Below are 16,878 nucleotides of genomic sequence, written 5' to 3'. Positions count from 1 at the left end.
CGGTCAGCCCGCTTTTTTTCGGGGGATTTATGTTTAGTGGCAAGCCACTGGAATACCAGAATGAACCGCTAACGAATAACGGCTTTTGGCCAGATCTGAATCTTAAAGATTTTCAGGAACAGCGGTCACTGCCGGTTGATATTGCCGCCGCCACTATGGCGCAGGCGCTGCTTGCTGCTGCCGTGGAAGTGAATGCCGAACTGGAGAACGTTGAAGCCCGCTGGCGCGTAGAAGGGTACGCCAAGGCGGCAGATGTGCCGGGGGTAACAATGGCCGGGCTGAATGGCCTGTGTGCGCAGTACATAAAAGCGGTATTTGCCAGGGGAAAGGCGGATTTGATGGGGGAATTTGCCACTGTGGGGCGGCGTGATAGCCATCCAGGGCAGGAAAGCCCGGAAACCCGTGCCAGCCTGCTTACGGAATCCTCTGTGGTGATCCGGCGCATGAAAGGGCTTAAGCGCGCAACGGTGAAAAAGGTATGAGCGAGACACAAACGCAGCTTGAAAACCTGACCGCTTTTTTTCAGCAGAACGTACCAGTGCGCGCAATGCAGAGCTTTGACAGCGTACTGGATGAAATGGAGTTCATATCGGCCGCTAAGGATTTGGGGCTGGAGCAGTACCGCCTGGCGGTTATCCGTTATGACGCGGTGCTGAGCTGGGAGCGTTTCCCATACCGGCTATGCGCGCCGCAGCTGCTGATGGCGCTGATGGCCGTGTGGCTGGATGAGGCCGATCGCGATTTGTTTGATGATGTCGGGATAACGGAAACCGATCCGCAGTGGGATGTCACGGTGGAGGACGAAGAAACGGCCACTGTCGTGCTGACCGTACCAATGGTGGAAGAGCTGGTGATCCGTGAGGACGAAAACGGCGCTATTCCATGGGAAGGCAAACGCTGGTCGCTGGCCAGCGCCGAAATCTGGACGGCAGTCACCGGCAATATGTACGCCGTGGATCAGGCCGGTGCGCCACTCGGTGAACCGGAATGATTGCGGGCGGCGAGCTGAATAAAAAACAGCTGGCTGAGCTGCGCAAGGCGCTGGCAGATATGGAGCTGCCATCACGTAAGCGGCAGCGCCTGCTGTGGCGTATGGCCAAATATGGCGTTATCGCAGCGGCAAAGCGCAATGTGCGAAATCAGGCCGCGCCGGATGGCACTGCGTGGCCAGGGCGTAAAACAAAGCGCAAAGGGAAGATGCTGCGCAATATGCCGAAGCTGCTGCACATCCGGGAAATGCCGGAAATGCAGGCCGTAAGAATCTACCTGCAGGGCGGCGGGTATCGGAACGGTGAAAAGCCTGTACCCGCTGGCACCGTGGGCTATGCCCAACAAAACGGGATGCATGTGCGAGTCAATCGCGCCAGCCAGTCGCAGAAAGGCCAGCCGGGAAAACTGGCAACGGCCGCGCAGGCAAAGAAATTGCGTGCGCTGGGGTATCAGGTGCGCAGGGGGAAGCGCTGGAAAAAGCCAGCCCTGGGCGAAATAACTGCCTCAATGCCTTATGACCAGGCGGGGCTTCTGATCAGGAAGCTGAGCGGCAAAACGGTGAAAACAAGCTGGACTATCGATCTGCCTGCCCGCGTATTTTTGGGTATGTCAGATGATGAATTTAACAAAGCGCTGGCGCGGCAGCTGCAGGCCATAGGCTACGGCTGGAACGTGAACGCGCAGGATATTAAGGGGAAAGCATGACCTGGCCAAATGTTGGCGTTAACCAGATTAACCAGCTGCAGGGCGAGACTAACGAAGTTGAACGCTGTGTGCTGTTTGTCGGGAAAGGCGCTGTGAACGTAGGCAAAACGCTGGCGGTGAATACCCAGAGCGATTTTGACAAGCTACTGGGCGAAAGTGACAGCCAGCTGAAAAGTGATGTGATGGCGGCACTGGATAACGCTGGCCAGAACTGGTGGGGGTTCGTTCATGTGCTGGCTGCTGATGCTGAGCCAGATGCATGGGTGGGCGCGGTGAGAGCGGCGCAGGCTTCATGCTCGGTTGAAGGGGTGCTGCTGTCTGATGATGTTTCGACGAAAGCCACCATTAACCAGGCGATTGCCCTGCGATCTGAACTGATTGCGAAGTTTGGCCGCTGGGTATGGTTCATCCTGGCCGCGCAGGGGGTGCAGGAAGATGAAGCGCAGGCGGATTACCTGGCGCGCATGTCCACGCTGCAGGATGGTATTGCAGAAAAGGCCGTGCAGCTGGTTCCGCGTTTGTGGGGTAACGATCCCGCCGTGCTGGCTGGTCGTCTTTGCAATCGTGCCGTGACGATTGCCGATAGTCCGGCACGGGTGAAAACCGGTGCGCTGGTGAGCCTGGGCAGCGATGAAATGCCACTGGACGGCAACGGGGAAGTGCTGGAGCTGGCCACGCTGCAGGCGCTGGAAATGCAGCGTTTCAGTGTGCCGATGTGGTATCCGGATTACGACGGCTTTTACTGGGCTGATGGCCGCACCCTGGACGTTGAAGGCGGGGATTATCAATCCATTGAAACGCTGCGCATTGCGGATAAAGCCGCGCGCCGTATCCGCCTGCTGGCGATTGGCAAGATTGCAGACCGTGCGCTGAACAGTACGCCGGGCAGTATTGCGGCCAATCAGTCGCTGTTCATGAAGCCGCTGCGCGAAATGTCCACCGCCGCCAGCATTAACGGCGTGTCGTTCCCTGGCGAAGTGAAGCCGCCGCAGGATGGGGATGTGACGATTGCCTGGAAGAGCAAAAAGGCGGTGGATATTTACATTGTGGTGCGCACGTATGAAGTGCCGCTGCAGATCACGATTAACCTGATGCTGGATGCCAGTCTGGAGGCTACCGCATGAGCAAGCGCATTTCTGGCCAGTCGTTTGACTGCTATCTGGATGGCGATCTTATTCATATCGAGAAAATTTCTCTCGATATTACCGATAACACCGCCGCCGCGCAGACCCGTGGTGTGCCTGATGGCTTCACTGATGGTGATGTGTCGGCGGAAGGTGAAATTGAAGTCAGCACTAAGATGCTGCAGGTGCTGACGGCAAAAGCCCGTGCGGCCGGTTCGTGGCGCGGTATTGCGCCGGTTGATTTTCTCTTTTACGCCAAGGCCGGCAGTGAGGAAATCAAGGTGGAAACGTTCGGTAATAAGCAGCAGCTGTCGAATGTGCTGGATATCGATCCGAAGGGCGGCAGCGTCACCACGCACAAAATTAAGTATTTCGTGACCAGTCCGAAATTCGTGAATATCAACGGCGTCCCGTATCTGGAAGCGGAAGCCACTGAAAACCTGATCGGTTAAGGGGAAGGGATGCAGGAGCATGAAAAGAGCCTTTATTCGCTGTTGATTATGGGCGCGTTAATCGCTGTGGCCAAGGTGCTGGCCAGTAATGACCCCATCACGCCGCGCCTGTTTATCAGTCGCGTTATCCTGGGCAGCTTTGTGGCAGTGATTGCCGGTGCTGTGCTGATTCAGATCCCTGATGCCAGCCCACTGGCGGTACAGGGGCTGGGGGCGGCATTGGGTATTGCCGGTTATCAGGCCGTTGAATTGTGGTTACGCCGCCGCGCGGCGGGGAAAAGTACGGGGAGCGATAAACAATGACGTTAGGCGAAAAGCAGCAGCTGTTTACGGTGATGATTGGCAATCTGATCCATTGGGCGGAAGAAAAAGGCTATCGCCTGACGTTTGGTGAAGCCTACCGAACGCCGGAACAGGCGGCGCTGAATGCGAAAAATGGCAGCGGTATTTCAAATAGCCTGCACACCAGGCGTCTGGCCGTTGACTTCAATTTGTTCATTAATGGCCAGTACATGACCCGCACCGAAGATTACCGGGCATTGGGTGAGTATTGGGAATCTATCGGCGGCAGCTGGGGCGGGCGTTTTAAGTCCAGGCCAGATGGCAATCACTTCAGTCTGGAACATGAAGGGGTGCGCTGATGAACCGTGTGGCCGTGGTCGCTGTAGTGCTTTGCGTACTGGCGTTTGCCGGAGGCTGGAAGGCGGCAACCTGGCAGCGTGACAGCATAGATCTGGCCATTAGCAAAACGGCCACCGCCACCGGCAAGCAACTGGCAGATGTGGCCAGCGAATCGGGGCGAAAACTGGAAGACCAGCTGGAGGCTTTGAAAAATGCGCCACCGCGTGAAATACGCACCGAAGTGGTTAAGCCGGTATTTACTAACGTTTGTCTGTCTGCTGAGTTTGTCGGCATGTACAACGACGCCGCCGCCAGCGCCGAACGTGCGTTATCAGGAAAACCTGAAAACTAAGTGCACCGCGCAGCTGCCGCGCCTGACCGGAACAAAGGGGCGTGACGCTGCAGAGCTGTTAATTATTTATCTGGATATATACGGGCAGTGCGCTGCACGTCATAACCAGCTAGTCGATGAAATTAATCTACGAGAGAATTTATTAAATGGAAAAAATTAAACTGGCAGTTTGTGGTGTGGATATTGTTTTTGAACCGAACCAGACCGCCTACAACAAATTTATTAATGAAATGGCGATGGATAACAAAGTATCGCCTGCGCATAACTACCTTAACCGTATTGTTGCGCCAGAAAATAAAGAAGCACTGGCGGAAATTTTAAAACGTCCGGGCGCGGCGCTGCAGCTTGTCGGAAAGGTAAATGAAATTTACGCGCCTGAACTGGAAATTGAAGTAAAAAACTAAGTAATCGAGTCCGGGGGGTTGAGGGTAACGGACTCGAACAATACTTAATATTACGCCGCCATTATTTACCGCAGGGTGTTGATACCGTCGATGATATAGCCGCCGCTATCTGGCTGGATAATCGTTATTGGGAAAACATGTCTATTTCCATAGCTAACGGAATCAATACGGCATTTAAAGGTACTGAATGAAACAGTTAGATTTTACATTAAGCCTGATTGATAAATTATCGCGCCCATTAAAACAGGTGCAGGGTAATATCACGGGCTTTGCTGAAAAATCCAATGCGGCATTTAAGCAAATTGGCGGCGGTGTGCTGGGGCTGGTCGGTGTCGGTATGGCCATTAAGGGCGCGCTGTCGCCAGCCATCGAAATGTTTGATGCGCTTAATGATGCATCGGCAAAAGGGATCGATGATGGCGCGCTGAAAACAGTGCAGCGTGATGCCCTGGCATTCAGTACAACCTACGGCGCCAGCGCGGTGGCGTTTGTTCAGTCCACTGAAAACATTAATGCTTCCATTGCCGGGCTGACCGGTAGTGAACTGCCGAAAGTGACGAAAATCGCCAATACGCTGGCGTTTGCCCTTAAATCCACCGCTGCCGATACGTCAGAATTTATGGGGCAGATGTTTGGTAACTTCTCCGCCGATGCGGAACGCCTGGGCAAAGTCCAGTTTGCGGAACAGCTGGCGGGCAAGATGGTGTACATGCGTAAGACCTTTGGCGCGGAAATGTCCACTATCAAAGATTTGATGGAAGGCGCGCGCGGCGTGGGTACTAACTACGGCGTCGGGCTGGATGAACAGCTGGCCGTGCTGGGGCAGCTAAACAGGACGCTGGGAACGGAAGCCAGCAGCGCCTATGAAGGCTTCATGACTGGCGCGCTAGATGGTGCTAAAAAACTGGGGCTGTCGTTTACCGACTCCACCGGCAAAATGCTGTCGATGCCTGAAATGCTGATTAAGCTGCAGGGGAAATACGGCAAAAGCCTGGATGGGAACCTGAAAGCACAGGCGGAACTTGATGCCGCGTTTGGTGATAGTTCTGCAGTCGTTAAGCATCTTTACGGCAATGTTGCTGTGCTGCAGCGAAATATCACGGAGCTGGGCGGCGCTGATGGCCTTAAACGCACCCAGGAAATGGCCAGCAAGATGGTCAAGCCGTGGGATCGCTTTGTGGCCATCCTGACAGCGATTAAAACCGTCATTGGCCTGACGCTGATCCCGGTGCTGTATCCAATGCTGAACCGCCTGGCTGATATGGGGCAGACTTTTGCCCGCTGGATGCAGATGTTTCCCAATATCGCCCGCGCAGTAGGTTACGCGGCAATGGTTTTACTGAGTTTTGCCGCTGTTGGGGCGACGGTAAATATCGTTATGGGTGTTTCAAAATTCATCATGCTGGGGCTGGCAGGTGCATGGCGTATGTTGTCATCCGTCACGCTGATTTATACCGCTGTGCTCTGGATGGCGCAAAAAGCGGTTGTTGTCTGGCAGGCTTCACTTGCCGCGTTACGCGGTGTGCTGCTGGCCGTTCGTATGGCGGCGATGATGTCCGGCATTGCGATCAACTTTATGAGCTGGCCTATTCTGCTGGTTATTGGTGCCATCGCTGCGCTGGCTGCAGGTGTTTATCTGCTGGTTAAGCATTGGGATACCGCCTGGAAATTTATCACTGATGGCTGGAATAACTTTGTCGCCATGCTTACCGGCTTTTCACCTATCCAGGCATTAAGCGGAATGGCCAGCGGGATTGTTTCACTGTTTGATAATGTCTGGCAGACCATTAAAGGCGGTTTCCTGCAGTCATGGAACTGGATTGTAGAAAAGCTAAATAAAATTCCCGGCGTGAATATTTCAACGGCAGGTGATAACGCCTCACCGTTAACAAATACGCTTTCGACTGGCGGGGATTTAAAAGGCATTGAACCGGGTGGTATCAATAAAACAATCAGCAGTAATTCAAAAGCGGTGACGGATAACAGCCGGAAAATTGGCGAGGTTCATTTCCATACACAGGATGCAATGACGCCGGGGCAATTAATGGAATGGCAGGAGCTGAATTAATGAGTGAATTGCTTTATATCGATCTGCTTATTGAAAACGGTGATTTTGTTCTTAACGCCGGTAATGAACCGGAATTGTGCAACAACCGGAAAAGCATTGGGCAGGATATTGTTCATTCCATTCTGGAAAGTGGTCTGGTGACGCAATTAATTGCGGAGCGAAGCCCAACGATGCGCGCAGATATTTTCACCCAGCTGGAATTGCTGATTGAAAGTGATGAACGCATTGTGCCGGGAACGGCGGCGATTAGCGAAGAAAGCCAGGCGCGGCTTTGGGTTACGGCCAGCACTTACGATTTTGGCAGCATTTCTTCACGGGTGGATTTATGACGGAAAAGCCGCAGGTAGATTTTGAAGAGGTTCTGAAAACCAGCGGGATGCCGGTGACGGAAGATGAGGTGAAAGCCCGCTTTAATGCCATCGTGAACGATGAAGGGATGGTAACGAACACATCACGCATGTCGCCGTTCTGGCGTCTGATTACCGCGATTGTGACCGCGCCAGTGATGTGGCTGAAAGATGCCCTGGTGGCGGTAGTGCTGACGAATATGTTTGTTGCCACGGCAGGCGGCGCGCTTCTGCGCCTGCTGGCCTGGGCGGTGAACGTGACGGCGAAGCCCGCCAGCGCGGCCGAGGGTGTGATCCGCTTTATCAAGTCCGACGCCAAAACGGCGACAACGGTCAAGGCCGGGACGCTGGTGCAGACAGAGCGAATTAACGGGAAAGTGTATGTGCTGGCCACGGTGGCCGATGTCGTGATCCCGGCTGGCACGGCCAGCGCGCTGATCGCTGTGCGGGCGACGGAAACCGGGGGCGCGTATAACTTAGCGCCGGGGTATTACCGCATTCTGCCGGTGGCCGTTGATGGGATTAGCCAGGTGGCGAGTGAAGAGGACTGGCTGACAAAACCGGGTGCAGACGAGGAAAGCGACGACGAATTACGCGAGCGCTGCCGCAATCAGTTTAACCTGGTAGGAAATTACCACACTGATGCGGTTTACCGGTCAATGATTGCCGCCGTTACTGCGCTGAGTATCGACCGCATTTTCTTTGAACATGATGCGCCGCGTGGGCCAGGCACGGCCAATGCCTACCTGCTGCTTGATTCGGGCGTGGCGTCTGCGCCGTTCGTTGATTCGGTGAATGACTATATCAACGCGCAGGGCAATCATGGCCACGGTGACGACCTGCAGTGTTTTGCCATGCCGGAAACCAGTCACGATCTGGCGGTGACGGTTTATGTGGCCAGCATTAGCAATATGACGGCGGAGGACGCTGCAGCGTTAAAAACCGGGGTGGAAAACCTGATCCGTTGCGCATTCAGGGAAAACACGGATTTTGACGTGAAAAAAACGTGGCCATATTCGCGGTTTTCTTTCTCGCAGCTGGGGCGCGAGATTCACCGGCAGTTTCCGCAGACGGACTCCGTTGAATTTTCGCTGAAAGATATTACCAGCGGGCTGGATGTACCGAGCCTTGCCTCGCTGACGGTGGGGCTGGCCAATGACTGACTTCCTGAAAAAAATGGCCGGGATGGCGCTGCCGTTCTGGATGAGTAAAGGCGAGCCGGGCAAGCTGCTGGCCGTCATGCGCCGATTCTGGGCGGAGGTGTACGGCTGGATCACCTGGCCGGTTAACCAGTTTGATCCGCTGGTCTGTCCGGAACCGCTTCTGCGCCTGCTGGCATATGACCGTGATATTACCCGGTTTGATGGTGAGCCGCTGGAGCTGTTCCGCAGGCGCGTGGCCTACGCCTTTGTTAATGCGAGTGATGCGGGTTCCGTCGCTGGATTTATCGCGATTTTTGAACGGCTTGGAATCGGCTATGTCGAGCTGGTCGAGCGCCAGCCAGGTATTGATTGGGACATTATCACGGTGCGCGTTTCTGACAGCCAGCTAGCTGCCAACTCTGAGCTGATGATCCAGATTATCCGCCAGTACGGGCGCACCTGCCGCCGATACCAGTATGAAGTGCTGACAACATTAAAACTTTTTATCAATGCCGGTTGGGATGACGGAGAGCTGATTTGTTACAGCGCCCGTGAATCTGTGTCCGGTACTGACAGGGAATACGGGGAATACGTGACGTTTCCTGCTGTATCACAAAACGAAAATAACGCCGTCTTTGGCGCAAAATTATAATAGGTGCTTTTATGAGTCAGACCGTTATCACACAAGCCTTTGAAACGCTCAAGGCACAGGAAGCGGCCAACGGCGGCGTGGTCACACTGGATGAATTTGTTTTCGCGAATGTGCCAGACCTGAATATTACCGATCCTATTGACCGTACCGAAGGTTTACCGCCTGCGTCGCAAATCGTACACCGCCAGGCTGTCAGTAAAACGGGTATGGTGAACAGCAACGCCGTTGTGTATTCCGTGGTGCTGGGCGCTGATGTGGGTGATTTCGAATTTAACTGGGTGGGTCTGCTCAATAAAGCAAATGGTGTGATTGCCATGATTGTACATGCGCCATCACAGAAGAAAATTAAAACGGAATCCGGCCAGCAGGGGAACGTGCTAACCCGCTCTTTCCTGATGGAATACAACGGGGCATCCCAGCAGACGCAAATTATTACGCCTGCTGATACCTGGCAGATTGACTTCACCGCGCGCCTGAACGGTGTTGATGAACGTATCCGCAAAGAAAATATTGATATGTATGGCGTGGCGTCGTTTATTAATGATGCGTTTCTTGTGTCGGGTCAAAATGGGGTATACCAGGTCAATAAAGGCGTTGCGTATATTGAAGGTGTACGCGCTGAATTACTTTTTAATCAGACTGTGACGGTTACAGATAAGCCATCTAAAATTTGGGTGGATGTGTGCTGGCAAGGGACATTGACAAGTGTATGGGATGCGGTTTCAACAATTACCGTTGCAAATTCATTAGTGAATTATGTTGTGGAGGACGAACAGCATTATGTTTTTGCAGTCGCTGAGGTATTAGCGGACGGTTCTATTGTTGATTTGCGCCCGTCAAATGCTGTGGCACAGTTTTCAGTGTGGGAGGCTGAGGCAGATACCATCCCTTATTTTGATGAAACCACACGACTGAATAAAACAGATATTAGCCTTTTTGGTCGGGATATTATTGCGATGGCTGATACGCCTGAATTAGTCAACCGCCTTGGTCTGGGTGAATTGGACTCTCAGTTTATCAAACAGTCGCGTGTCTCACAGGTTGTTACTGTAGGGCTGGGGGGAGATTTTTCCAGTCTGTCAGAGGCCATTTATTCTGTATCTGAAATGCGATATGTTTTATCAAAAGGAAATACAGGTATTTCTGTTGAACTGCTACCCGGTTTTATTCTGAAAGAGCAGATTGTTATTGATTTTGCTGATTTGTCATTTATCACTATTACATCAAAAGATGTTGTGAAAATTGACAGGCTGGCGCTAACCCTGCCCATTGGTGATTATTACCCTGCGCTATGCGCACGTAATGGCGCAAAATTTCCGGTTGTCGATGTTTTATTTGACATGCAACGTAACGGTGAAGAACAGGACAAATCAGTTGCTATTTTTGCTTCTGGTGCAGGTTCGTCAGTTAAAGTTAATGCTGATAAAGGGTGTATTAATTCTTTTGGCGCGGGTTTGATTGCTTCTCATGGCGCGGTGTTTGATGCTGACTATTCAGTGTGGAATGGCTGTGGTGGCGATGGTGTTTCTGTGTACGCCGGGGCGACAGGGAGTGTTAAATATGCCTCTGCGGATCGTTGTTACAATGGTTTTGTTGCCAATGGCGGTGTTCTTGACGCAACCAGCGCGCGAGCGCAGTCAACGCGCAGTGCCGGGTTTGCCTCCAGAAAATCAGGCGTGCTAAATGCAGAGTTTGCGGATGGCCAGAATGGTTTAAATTATGGCTTTTATGCTGCGGTGAGTTCATTACTGAATGTCACAAGAGGCAATTGCTCAGGGTCGCGGTTTGGGATTTCAGCACAGCGCGGTTCTAAAATCGCGGCAGAGGAAGTGATTGCAGATAATTGCACTGAGACGAATATTTCAGCGCGGCGCTATTCAGAGATAGAGGCGCAAAGTTGTCATGCGGTCAATACAACGACAACACCCCTTTATTGTATTCGGGCTAATTATTCGGGGTCTGTTATCGTGGAGTCCGGCGTTATTGGTGGGGCTTGTACGTCGAATATTTGCCGGGCTACAACAAATGCTGAAATTCAGGCGACAGATTGTGTTATGTCGGGTGCTACAGGAACGTCAATTGGTATTTATGTTGATGAATCCTCAAATTTTAATGGCCGCAGAATGTCGTTAAATCATGAGTTATCTGGCGGGACGGCTGTGCAGGTATTACATGGAAGTACCGCTGATATCAGTGATTCAACTATTGTTGCAGGCGGGAATTATGGAATTGTTTCCCAGTATTGCGCAAACATTTCTGCTGATAATGTGGGTGTGCATGGTTCTGCTAATTATAGTGTTTATGCCTGTGATGGCGGGAAAATTTCCATAACAAATGCAAACGTGCGAAGAGACATTGCTGTTGATCAGATTACAGATGTTGTCGTTAGTCGCGGTGGTATTATTTCAGCACATGGCGTGACGGGTGGTGTTAATACTACCGTAAATACTGTTTCCGCTAGCGGAACAATTTATCGATAAGGATGTATGTATGAATTTAAGTGAGCTGTTTGTACAATTGCGCAAACAAATTGATGAAATGAGCGCGTTTGTTTCATCTGCGGATTTTTCCGGGTGCTCCCAGCAGGAACGTGCTTTATATAATGAACAGCTTGCGGCGATGGAGCGGCAAAGCGTTGCAATGAGTGAGTTAATCAATTTATCGGATGGTCTTGGTTTAATGGCAATCGCGCCAGATAACGAAGAGTAAAGAATATATGTGGGCGTATAGCAATATCAGGTTTAGCGATCAAGTTAGCAGTGTTAAATGCTCAATCATCCCGGCGCATCCGTGGGTGTATGGGCTGGGGCAGCAGACGGAAAACGGCGCATACCTCAGCCCGGCCAATGCCGTGGCTTACCTTGCTGAAAAAGCGGCCGGTATCGGCGGCGCTTCTGACGTTGTGATCATTATGGTGGCCAGTCAGTCGCATGACAGCTTTATGAACAGCCTTACCCAGCTGGTTGATGTATTTCCCGCACCGGCCTTTACGAAGGTTAAGCGTCTGGCGCAATCCGCCGCGCAGCTGGCCAGCGAAAAAATGCAGATCCCGGCCGGGTTAAATGGTGGCCTGCCGGTGGCCATGCCGCTATCGGTTCCAACAAATCGGGCGGCACTGGCCGCTGCAGCGGTAAAGAAAGCCCAGGAAGATTCGGCGCTGCCGGTTGATATGGATGCGCTACAAAAGCAGCTTGATGATTTTGCGCAGCTGCGCACCGGGTTAATGCAGGAGATTGCCAGCGGTCTGGATGACCTGAAAACAAAATCAGCCAGGGCTTGGGTATTTACGGCCAGCGGGGATCTGGCCACAAGTCTGCTGGCGCTGGTTAAAGATATTCCGCTGCCATCTGCCGTTCACACTGCAGCCATGATGCTGGTCGGGGATAACCTCGACGGGATAAAAGGAATGATTCATGACCTCGATTACAACGCTGGCGCTTAATGGCGAAGCGATCCCTCTGAAAAATATGCGTGTCACACTGACGCAGCAATTTCAGGATAAAGACCAGTCCGGCCAGACCAGCGCCACGACGAAATCAGAGCAGGGCGTCAAAGGCAAAGAACTGCGCGTGTCGGGAGAAATCCCGTTCAAAGCGCGTGACGTGCTTTCGCGTGTTTTCGAACTGGCAACGGCTACCGACAGCAGCGGCCAGCGGCAGAAATACCGCGTAGCCCATGAACTGGCGCGGGCGGTTAATTTCCGTGAGGCAACATTTACGGGATCGCTCGATGCGCCCCAGCAGGATGGGAAAATGGCCTGGCTGGTGACGTTTACGCTGACGGAACATATCAGCGTCCAGGAAAAGCGAGAGGCAAGGACAGACAGCAAAACCACTGCCAAAAAGCAGACTGCAGGCGGGGCGGGAACCGGGGGCGGGCAGGATGCCGCCGAGGATGAAGAGAAAATGACGTGGTTTGAACGCAAAGTGCTTAAGCCGGTCAATAATGCGCTGGGGTAAGCATGAAACCTGTTAAACGACTCTATTTATCCAGTGATGAAGTTCATATTGCCGATGCAAAACTGGTTCTGGAGCTGAACAGCTGCGGCCGTGGGTTCATTACGGCACAGACTACCCAGGACTATACCGGCAGGCTGGTGCGCCTCGATGTGGGTTACACCGATCTGATCCTGCGCTGGTTTACCGGCTATGTTGAGCGCTCGCAACCGGCAGAAAACGGCTTTCAGCGTCTGTTTGTTCGTGAGCTGGTCGGCGTCTTTGAAAAGTCGTGGCCATGTTCGTTTCAGCATCCCACGCTGCGCAAAGTGGCCAGCTGGCTGGAAGAGAACAGCGGCATTACGGTAAACTTGCCAGATGCAGAATATTCAGATAAACCGATCCCCCACTTCACCCACAGTGGCACCGGCTACCAGCTTTTAAGCAATCTGGGCAAAGCCTTTGGTATCACGGATTACATCTGGTATCAGCTGCCGGATGGCGGTTTATATGTTGGCGGTGCGGAGCTGTCATTATTCGCCGGTAAAGCCGTAGATATCCCGGCAGAGTTCAGCCAGGGCGCGGGCGGTGGCAATACCATGACGTTGCCGGTTGTTCAGAGTCTGCGGCCGGGCGTGGAAATGAACGGCGAGCGCGTGACGCGTATCCAGCTGAATAACGACACGATGGATGTTACCTGGACGCCGCGCAACAAAGCCACGGGGGAAGCGCTACAAAAAAGCCCGCTGCAGCGCCAGGTTGAAAGCCAGTACCCGGAGCTGGCTGCAGGTCTGCACCTGCCGAAATTCGCCAGGGTGCTGGCACCAACGGAAGCGGTAAGCAGTGGTAATTTTGCCGATCCGTTCCGGCAGCGCTATGCGGTTAACGTGCAGCTGCTTGACGCAGATGGCAACCCGGATAAGCAGACGCCGGTTTATAACGCCGTGCCGCTGCCAGTGCCGATGGCCGGGAATGATTCGGGGATGTTTCAGTTTCCGCCAGAAGGTACAAAGGTTGAGGTAGGATTTACCGGGGGCAGGCCGGATAAGCCGTTTATCCGCCAGACCGTGGCGGAAGGGAGCAGCCTGCCGGATATTAAACCGGGGGAGCAGCTGCAGCAGCAGCGCGCGGAAGTGTCGCAGCGCGTCACGCAGTCGGGGGATTGGGTGCGCCAGACTGACCAGGCGATCAGTGAAACGTCAATGGCCAGGAGTATCAAAGCCGATACGGAAGCGCGCGAGCTGGTAAGCCGTGACACCACAATCAAGGCGACGGATAAGACCACGGTTCTGGGCGCTGCCACGTTGATGGCTGGCGCTATTGTGCAAATCAGTACCGGCAATTACAGCCAGGCAGTGAAGGGAAACTGGCTGGCCAATGTTGGCGGCAATGCCGAAATGAAGATTGCCGGCGATCAGGATGTGAACATTTCCGGGAGTCTTACAGAGCAGATCGGGAGTATTCGCAAAAGCGTGGCAGCAGCGCAGCAGCAGATTATTGCGCCAGTGGTCTGGATTGGTTCCGGTAGCGTGAACATCGCGCAACTGATGCTGGACACGCTGGATGTGATGCAGCAGCTGGCAGAGCAAACGGCCAGCCACACCCATAGCAACACAGGCGCGCCGGAGAACGCCAGCGCCATACGTGCCGCCAGCCAGAAGGCTGACCAGCTTAATAGCAAGTATTCGCCAGTCATTGGCCAGTAGCCCAAAGCACTGAACGAAAGCCCGCGTAATGCGGGTTTTTTTATGCCCGCCATACAGCCCACAGAACGCAACCTGCCGCACTCACAAGCCCAGACAACCCAGCGGGATACCTGAAATAGATCATGCGCACAGCGCTGCGCTGGCTGCGCCTGAACGTGACAAAATAAATCTTTCCATGACGAAAACGGCGCTACACCGCACCCGCCTGCGGGTTTTGGATCGTAAAAATTTTTCAGTTGGATTTTTCTTCAAAAGGTATCGCCAGACCGCGCCAGTGCTGGCGGCTTTGCGGAGACTGGAAACTGAAAAGAGTGAAAAGAATTTCAGTGTTTTTCAGTTTGAAGGATCTGCGGAGGATCTAAGTAAAAAATCAACGTGATGAAAAATAAGGGGAAAGTTAATTTTACGTGAGATTTAGAAGATCAATCCGCGCTGGAAGGCCGGGCAAAGAAAAGCCCGCAATTCCAGAGGCGGAGCGGGCTGCAGGGCATTCACCAGATTTTCATAAACTGAAAAGTGTGACGTTATAGTTTGCCTTCATGAACGCTGACATCTACCACACTTTTGGTTTTTAGGTCGATGGTGCAGGCATACGTCATGTTCATTTTGGCATTAAAGCCATTGGTGAATTTTACTTTGTCGCCGATGTAGGTGAGTTGGTTCTTTTTCGAATCAATTCGCGCGTGTGAAAAAATGGTGTCTAAAATTCCATCCGTCCATTCATATTCATATTTTGCGGAACGCTCGATAAGGGGTTTGCATTTGGTGACAGCATCAACCAGGTTCTGGTCATAGTTGCATTGGGTGTCTGTGTTAGAGCATGTCTTTGGTGCAGTTGCTGTTTCTTTATCATCACCACTGCCGATGAAGTACATAACCGCGACGACAATCACAATCAGGATTAAACACCCGCCTAGCTTTTGCTTAGCACCAAAGCCGGGATCTTTAACGCCGCAGTGCGGGCAGGTCTTTGCGGTGGTAGATACTTCTTTTTTGCATTCTTTACATTTAGTTAGCGCCATAATCATTTCCTTATAAATTTGCGCCTAAATCATAACCAGCCAGGGCCAAAATGTAAAAAAACAGCATAACCCTGTATTGGCTGTTCCGTTGGCCAGAGGGGGCGCTTTTGAAATGAGGGGACAAAAAGGGGACAGTGGCCAATGGTAACAAAAAAGCCACCCGGTAAAAGGTGGCTTAATTATATGATTTTAAAGCTAAAATTTGGTGGCCCCTGTTGGGTTTGAACCAACGACCAAGCGATTATGAGTCGCCTGCTCTAACCACTGAGCTAAGGGGCCTAAGTAGCCGGGGATTATAAAGTAACAATGAGCACCAATCCAGCATTAAGCGCGCACATGCTGTTTTTATAAACAATGCATTTTCAATTCGTTATACTCAGCTGATGATGTATCGGCTGAGGATATTATGGTTAAAGACATTATTGATACGGGGCTGCGGGTCCTGTTCTGCGGCATTAATCCTGGATTGCCATCTTCCTCGTTAGGCTACCCGTTCGCCCATCCGGCAAACCGCTTCTGGAAAGTACTGCATCTGTCTGGGTTTACCGATCGTCAATTGAAGCCGGAAGAAGCGGAGCAAATGCTCGAGTTCCGCTGCGGCGTGACGAAGCTGGTCGAGCGACCAACGGTGCAGGCGAGTGAGGTGAGCGTACAGGAGCTGCGGAGCGGCGGTCGTGAGTTGCTGACTAAAATCGAAGAGTATCAACCAGCCGTCCTTGCTGTTTTGGGTAAACAAGCCTTTGAGAGGGCGTTCAATCAACGCGGGGCGCAATGGGGCAAGCAGGATGTGAGAATCGGCGTTACTCAGGTTTGGGTACTCCCCAACCCCAGCGGTTTGAACCGTGCTTCACTTGAGAAGTTGGTAGAAGCCTATCGGGAATTGAACGAAGCGTTAGTCGCTCGAGGTCTTTAGGGAAGGCAATGAAAGAGAGGCTGAGAGTATTTGATACTGCTTGGCTGTAGGATAAGAGGGTATTTAGCAATAAATAGCGGCGATATTTATATTTTACGCCAGTATCCCATCGTTTAAATATCACGCTGCCACTTCCCAGGGAGAGGAAAAAAATCTTCCTGGAGTTACGCATTGGTAAATATTATTAATGAGATCTAAGATTGCAAAATCTACCTTTTTTAGCAGTAGCAAATTGGGAAAAAAATAAAAGTAAAACGGCTTGAATGTATTAGTACGAAACATGTACAGAAATATAGCCTCTGACAAGCAATATATTGCTGGTTTTGGTTTGGTTTTTAGACTGTCTTCCTGTTTTTAACTTGTTGATTTTTATGGTTTAAATTTTATAGAATGAGTGTTTTTATAGTTATCATGGATTAATACTCGATAATTAATAGTTTTTAAC

At 52.1% G+C, this 16,878-nt stretch carries 23 protein-coding genes and 1 tRNA gene; 22 read left to right on the top strand and 2 right to left on the bottom strand.

Annotated features, from left to right (window positions below):
* Nucleotides 1-29 precede the first annotated feature (29 nt).
* From LZ634_RS19785 to LZ634_RS19690, 21 genes are all read left to right on the top strand, one after another.
* Nucleotides 30-482, top strand: a complete 453-nt coding sequence (locus tag LZ634_RS19785; protein ID WP_234508267.1) for a head completion/stabilization protein — start codon at nucleotides 30-32, stop codon at nucleotides 480-482.
* On the top strand, nucleotides 479-991 hold the full coding sequence (locus tag LZ634_RS19780; protein ID WP_234508265.1) for a phage tail protein: 513 nt from the start codon (nucleotides 479-481) through the stop codon (nucleotides 989-991). The genes LZ634_RS19785 and LZ634_RS19780 overlap by 4 nt, the downstream gene beginning before the upstream one ends.
* The gene (locus tag LZ634_RS19775; protein WP_234508263.1) at nucleotides 988-1,695 is read left to right on the top strand and encodes a hypothetical protein; all 708 of its coding nucleotides are present in this window, start codon (nucleotides 988-990) and stop codon (nucleotides 1,693-1,695) included. Before LZ634_RS19780 ends, LZ634_RS19775 begins: the two co-directional genes overlap by 4 nt.
* On the top strand, nucleotides 1,692-2,819 hold the full coding sequence (locus LZ634_RS19770) for a DUF2586 domain-containing protein (protein WP_234508262.1): 1,128 nt from the start codon (nucleotides 1,692-1,694) through the stop codon (nucleotides 2,817-2,819). Before LZ634_RS19775 ends, LZ634_RS19770 begins: the two co-directional genes overlap by 4 nt.
* A complete protein-coding gene (locus LZ634_RS19765; protein WP_234508260.1) occupies nucleotides 2,816-3,271 on the top strand; it encodes a phage protein in 456 nt (151 codons plus the stop codon). The genes LZ634_RS19770 and LZ634_RS19765 overlap by 4 nt, the downstream gene beginning before the upstream one ends.
* 9 nt (nucleotides 3,272-3,280) lie before the next feature.
* Nucleotides 3,281-3,574, top strand: coding sequence for a phage holin family protein (locus LZ634_RS19760; RefSeq protein ID WP_104446250.1), 294 nt, complete (start codon nucleotides 3,281-3,283; stop codon nucleotides 3,572-3,574).
* Nucleotides 3,571-3,912 (top strand): M15 family metallopeptidase, encoded by a 342-nt coding sequence (locus tag LZ634_RS19755; protein WP_234508258.1) that lies wholly within the window; start codon nucleotides 3,571-3,573, stop codon nucleotides 3,910-3,912. Before LZ634_RS19760 ends, LZ634_RS19755 begins: the two co-directional genes overlap by 4 nt.
* Nucleotides 3,912-4,244, top strand: a complete 333-nt coding sequence (locus tag LZ634_RS19750; protein ID WP_234508256.1) for a hypothetical protein — start codon at nucleotides 3,912-3,914, stop codon at nucleotides 4,242-4,244. Before LZ634_RS19755 ends, LZ634_RS19750 begins: the two co-directional genes overlap by 1 nt.
* Entirely contained in the window at nucleotides 4,216-4,404 is a 189-nt protein-coding gene (locus LZ634_RS19745; RefSeq protein ID WP_234508254.1) for a hypothetical protein, read from the top strand. Before LZ634_RS19750 ends, LZ634_RS19745 begins: the two co-directional genes overlap by 29 nt.
* Nucleotides 4,391-4,648, top strand: a complete 258-nt coding sequence (locus tag LZ634_RS19740; protein ID WP_234508253.1) for a putative phage tail assembly chaperone — start codon at nucleotides 4,391-4,393, stop codon at nucleotides 4,646-4,648. Before LZ634_RS19745 ends, LZ634_RS19740 begins: the two co-directional genes overlap by 14 nt.
* A gap of 47 nt (nucleotides 4,649-4,695) precedes the next feature.
* A complete protein-coding gene (locus LZ634_RS22775) occupies nucleotides 4,696-4,839 on the top strand; it encodes a DUF6890 family protein (protein ID WP_414467753.1) in 144 nt (47 codons plus the stop codon).
* Entirely contained in the window at nucleotides 4,836-6,716 is a 1,881-nt protein-coding gene (locus LZ634_RS19735) for a phage tail tape measure protein (protein ID WP_234508251.1), read from the top strand. Before LZ634_RS22775 ends, LZ634_RS19735 begins: the two co-directional genes overlap by 4 nt.
* Entirely contained in the window at nucleotides 6,716-7,045 is a 330-nt protein-coding gene (locus LZ634_RS19730) for a DUF2590 family protein (RefSeq protein ID WP_234508305.1), read from the top strand. The genes LZ634_RS19735 and LZ634_RS19730 overlap by 1 nt, the downstream gene beginning before the upstream one ends.
* Nucleotides 7,042-8,226, top strand: coding sequence for a baseplate J/gp47 family protein (locus LZ634_RS19725; protein ID WP_234508249.1), 1,185 nt, complete (start codon nucleotides 7,042-7,044; stop codon nucleotides 8,224-8,226). Before LZ634_RS19730 ends, LZ634_RS19725 begins: the two co-directional genes overlap by 4 nt.
* Complete coding sequence (locus LZ634_RS19720; RefSeq protein ID WP_234508247.1) at nucleotides 8,219-8,857, top strand: phage tail protein; 639 nt, start codon at nucleotides 8,219-8,221, stop codon at nucleotides 8,855-8,857. Before LZ634_RS19725 ends, LZ634_RS19720 begins: the two co-directional genes overlap by 8 nt.
* An 11-nt stretch (nucleotides 8,858-8,868) precedes the next feature.
* A complete protein-coding gene (locus LZ634_RS19715) occupies nucleotides 8,869-11,337 on the top strand; it encodes a phage tail protein (RefSeq protein ID WP_234508245.1) in 2,469 nt (822 codons plus the stop codon).
* A gap of 10 nt (nucleotides 11,338-11,347) precedes the next feature.
* On the top strand, nucleotides 11,348-11,566 hold the full coding sequence (locus LZ634_RS19710; protein ID WP_234508242.1) for a hypothetical protein: 219 nt from the start codon (nucleotides 11,348-11,350) through the stop codon (nucleotides 11,564-11,566).
* A gap of 7 nt (nucleotides 11,567-11,573) precedes the next feature.
* On the top strand, nucleotides 11,574-12,299 hold the full coding sequence (locus LZ634_RS19705) for a hypothetical protein (RefSeq protein WP_234508240.1): 726 nt from the start codon (nucleotides 11,574-11,576) through the stop codon (nucleotides 12,297-12,299).
* Nucleotides 12,271-12,816 carry a hypothetical protein gene (locus LZ634_RS19700; protein ID WP_234508238.1) on the top strand — a complete coding sequence of 182 codons (546 nt, stop codon included), beginning with the start codon at nucleotides 12,271-12,273 and terminating at the stop codon, nucleotides 12,814-12,816. Before LZ634_RS19705 ends, LZ634_RS19700 begins: the two co-directional genes overlap by 29 nt.
* A 2-nt stretch (nucleotides 12,817-12,818) precedes the next feature.
* Nucleotides 12,819-14,498, top strand: coding sequence for a hypothetical protein (locus LZ634_RS19695; RefSeq protein WP_234508236.1), 1,680 nt, complete (start codon nucleotides 12,819-12,821; stop codon nucleotides 14,496-14,498).
* 175 nt (nucleotides 14,499-14,673) lie between these two features.
* The gene (locus LZ634_RS19690; RefSeq protein ID WP_234508233.1) at nucleotides 14,674-14,877 is read left to right on the top strand and encodes a hypothetical protein; all 204 of its coding nucleotides are present in this window, start codon (nucleotides 14,674-14,676) and stop codon (nucleotides 14,875-14,877) included.
* A 145-nt stretch (nucleotides 14,878-15,022) separates the two neighbouring features.
* Here LZ634_RS19690 and LZ634_RS19685 read toward each other — a convergent pair whose 3' ends face one another.
* Entirely contained in the window at nucleotides 15,023-15,520 is a 498-nt protein-coding gene (locus LZ634_RS19685) for a hypothetical protein (protein WP_234508231.1), read from the bottom strand.
* Nucleotides 15,521-15,723: 203 nt separating this feature from the next.
* Nucleotides 15,724-15,799, bottom strand: a tRNA-Ile gene (locus tag LZ634_RS19680).
* Nucleotides 15,800-15,926: 127 nt separating this feature from the next.
* Here LZ634_RS19680 and mug point away from each other — a divergent pair.
* Nucleotides 15,927-16,433 (top strand): G/U mismatch-specific DNA glycosylase, encoded by a 507-nt coding sequence (mug, locus tag LZ634_RS19675; protein WP_234508229.1) that lies wholly within the window; start codon nucleotides 15,927-15,929, stop codon nucleotides 16,431-16,433.
* The last annotated feature ends 445 nt before the right edge of the window (nucleotides 16,434-16,878 follow it).

It is taken from the genome of Kluyvera intermedia, from assembly GCF_021440345.1.
In the GTDB taxonomy this organism is placed as follows: Bacteria; Pseudomonadota; Gammaproteobacteria; order Enterobacterales; family Enterobacteriaceae; genus Kluyvera; species Kluyvera intermedia_A.
Note: the sequence above shows the minus strand (reverse complement) of the source record. Positions and strands in the feature narration are given on the sequence as shown.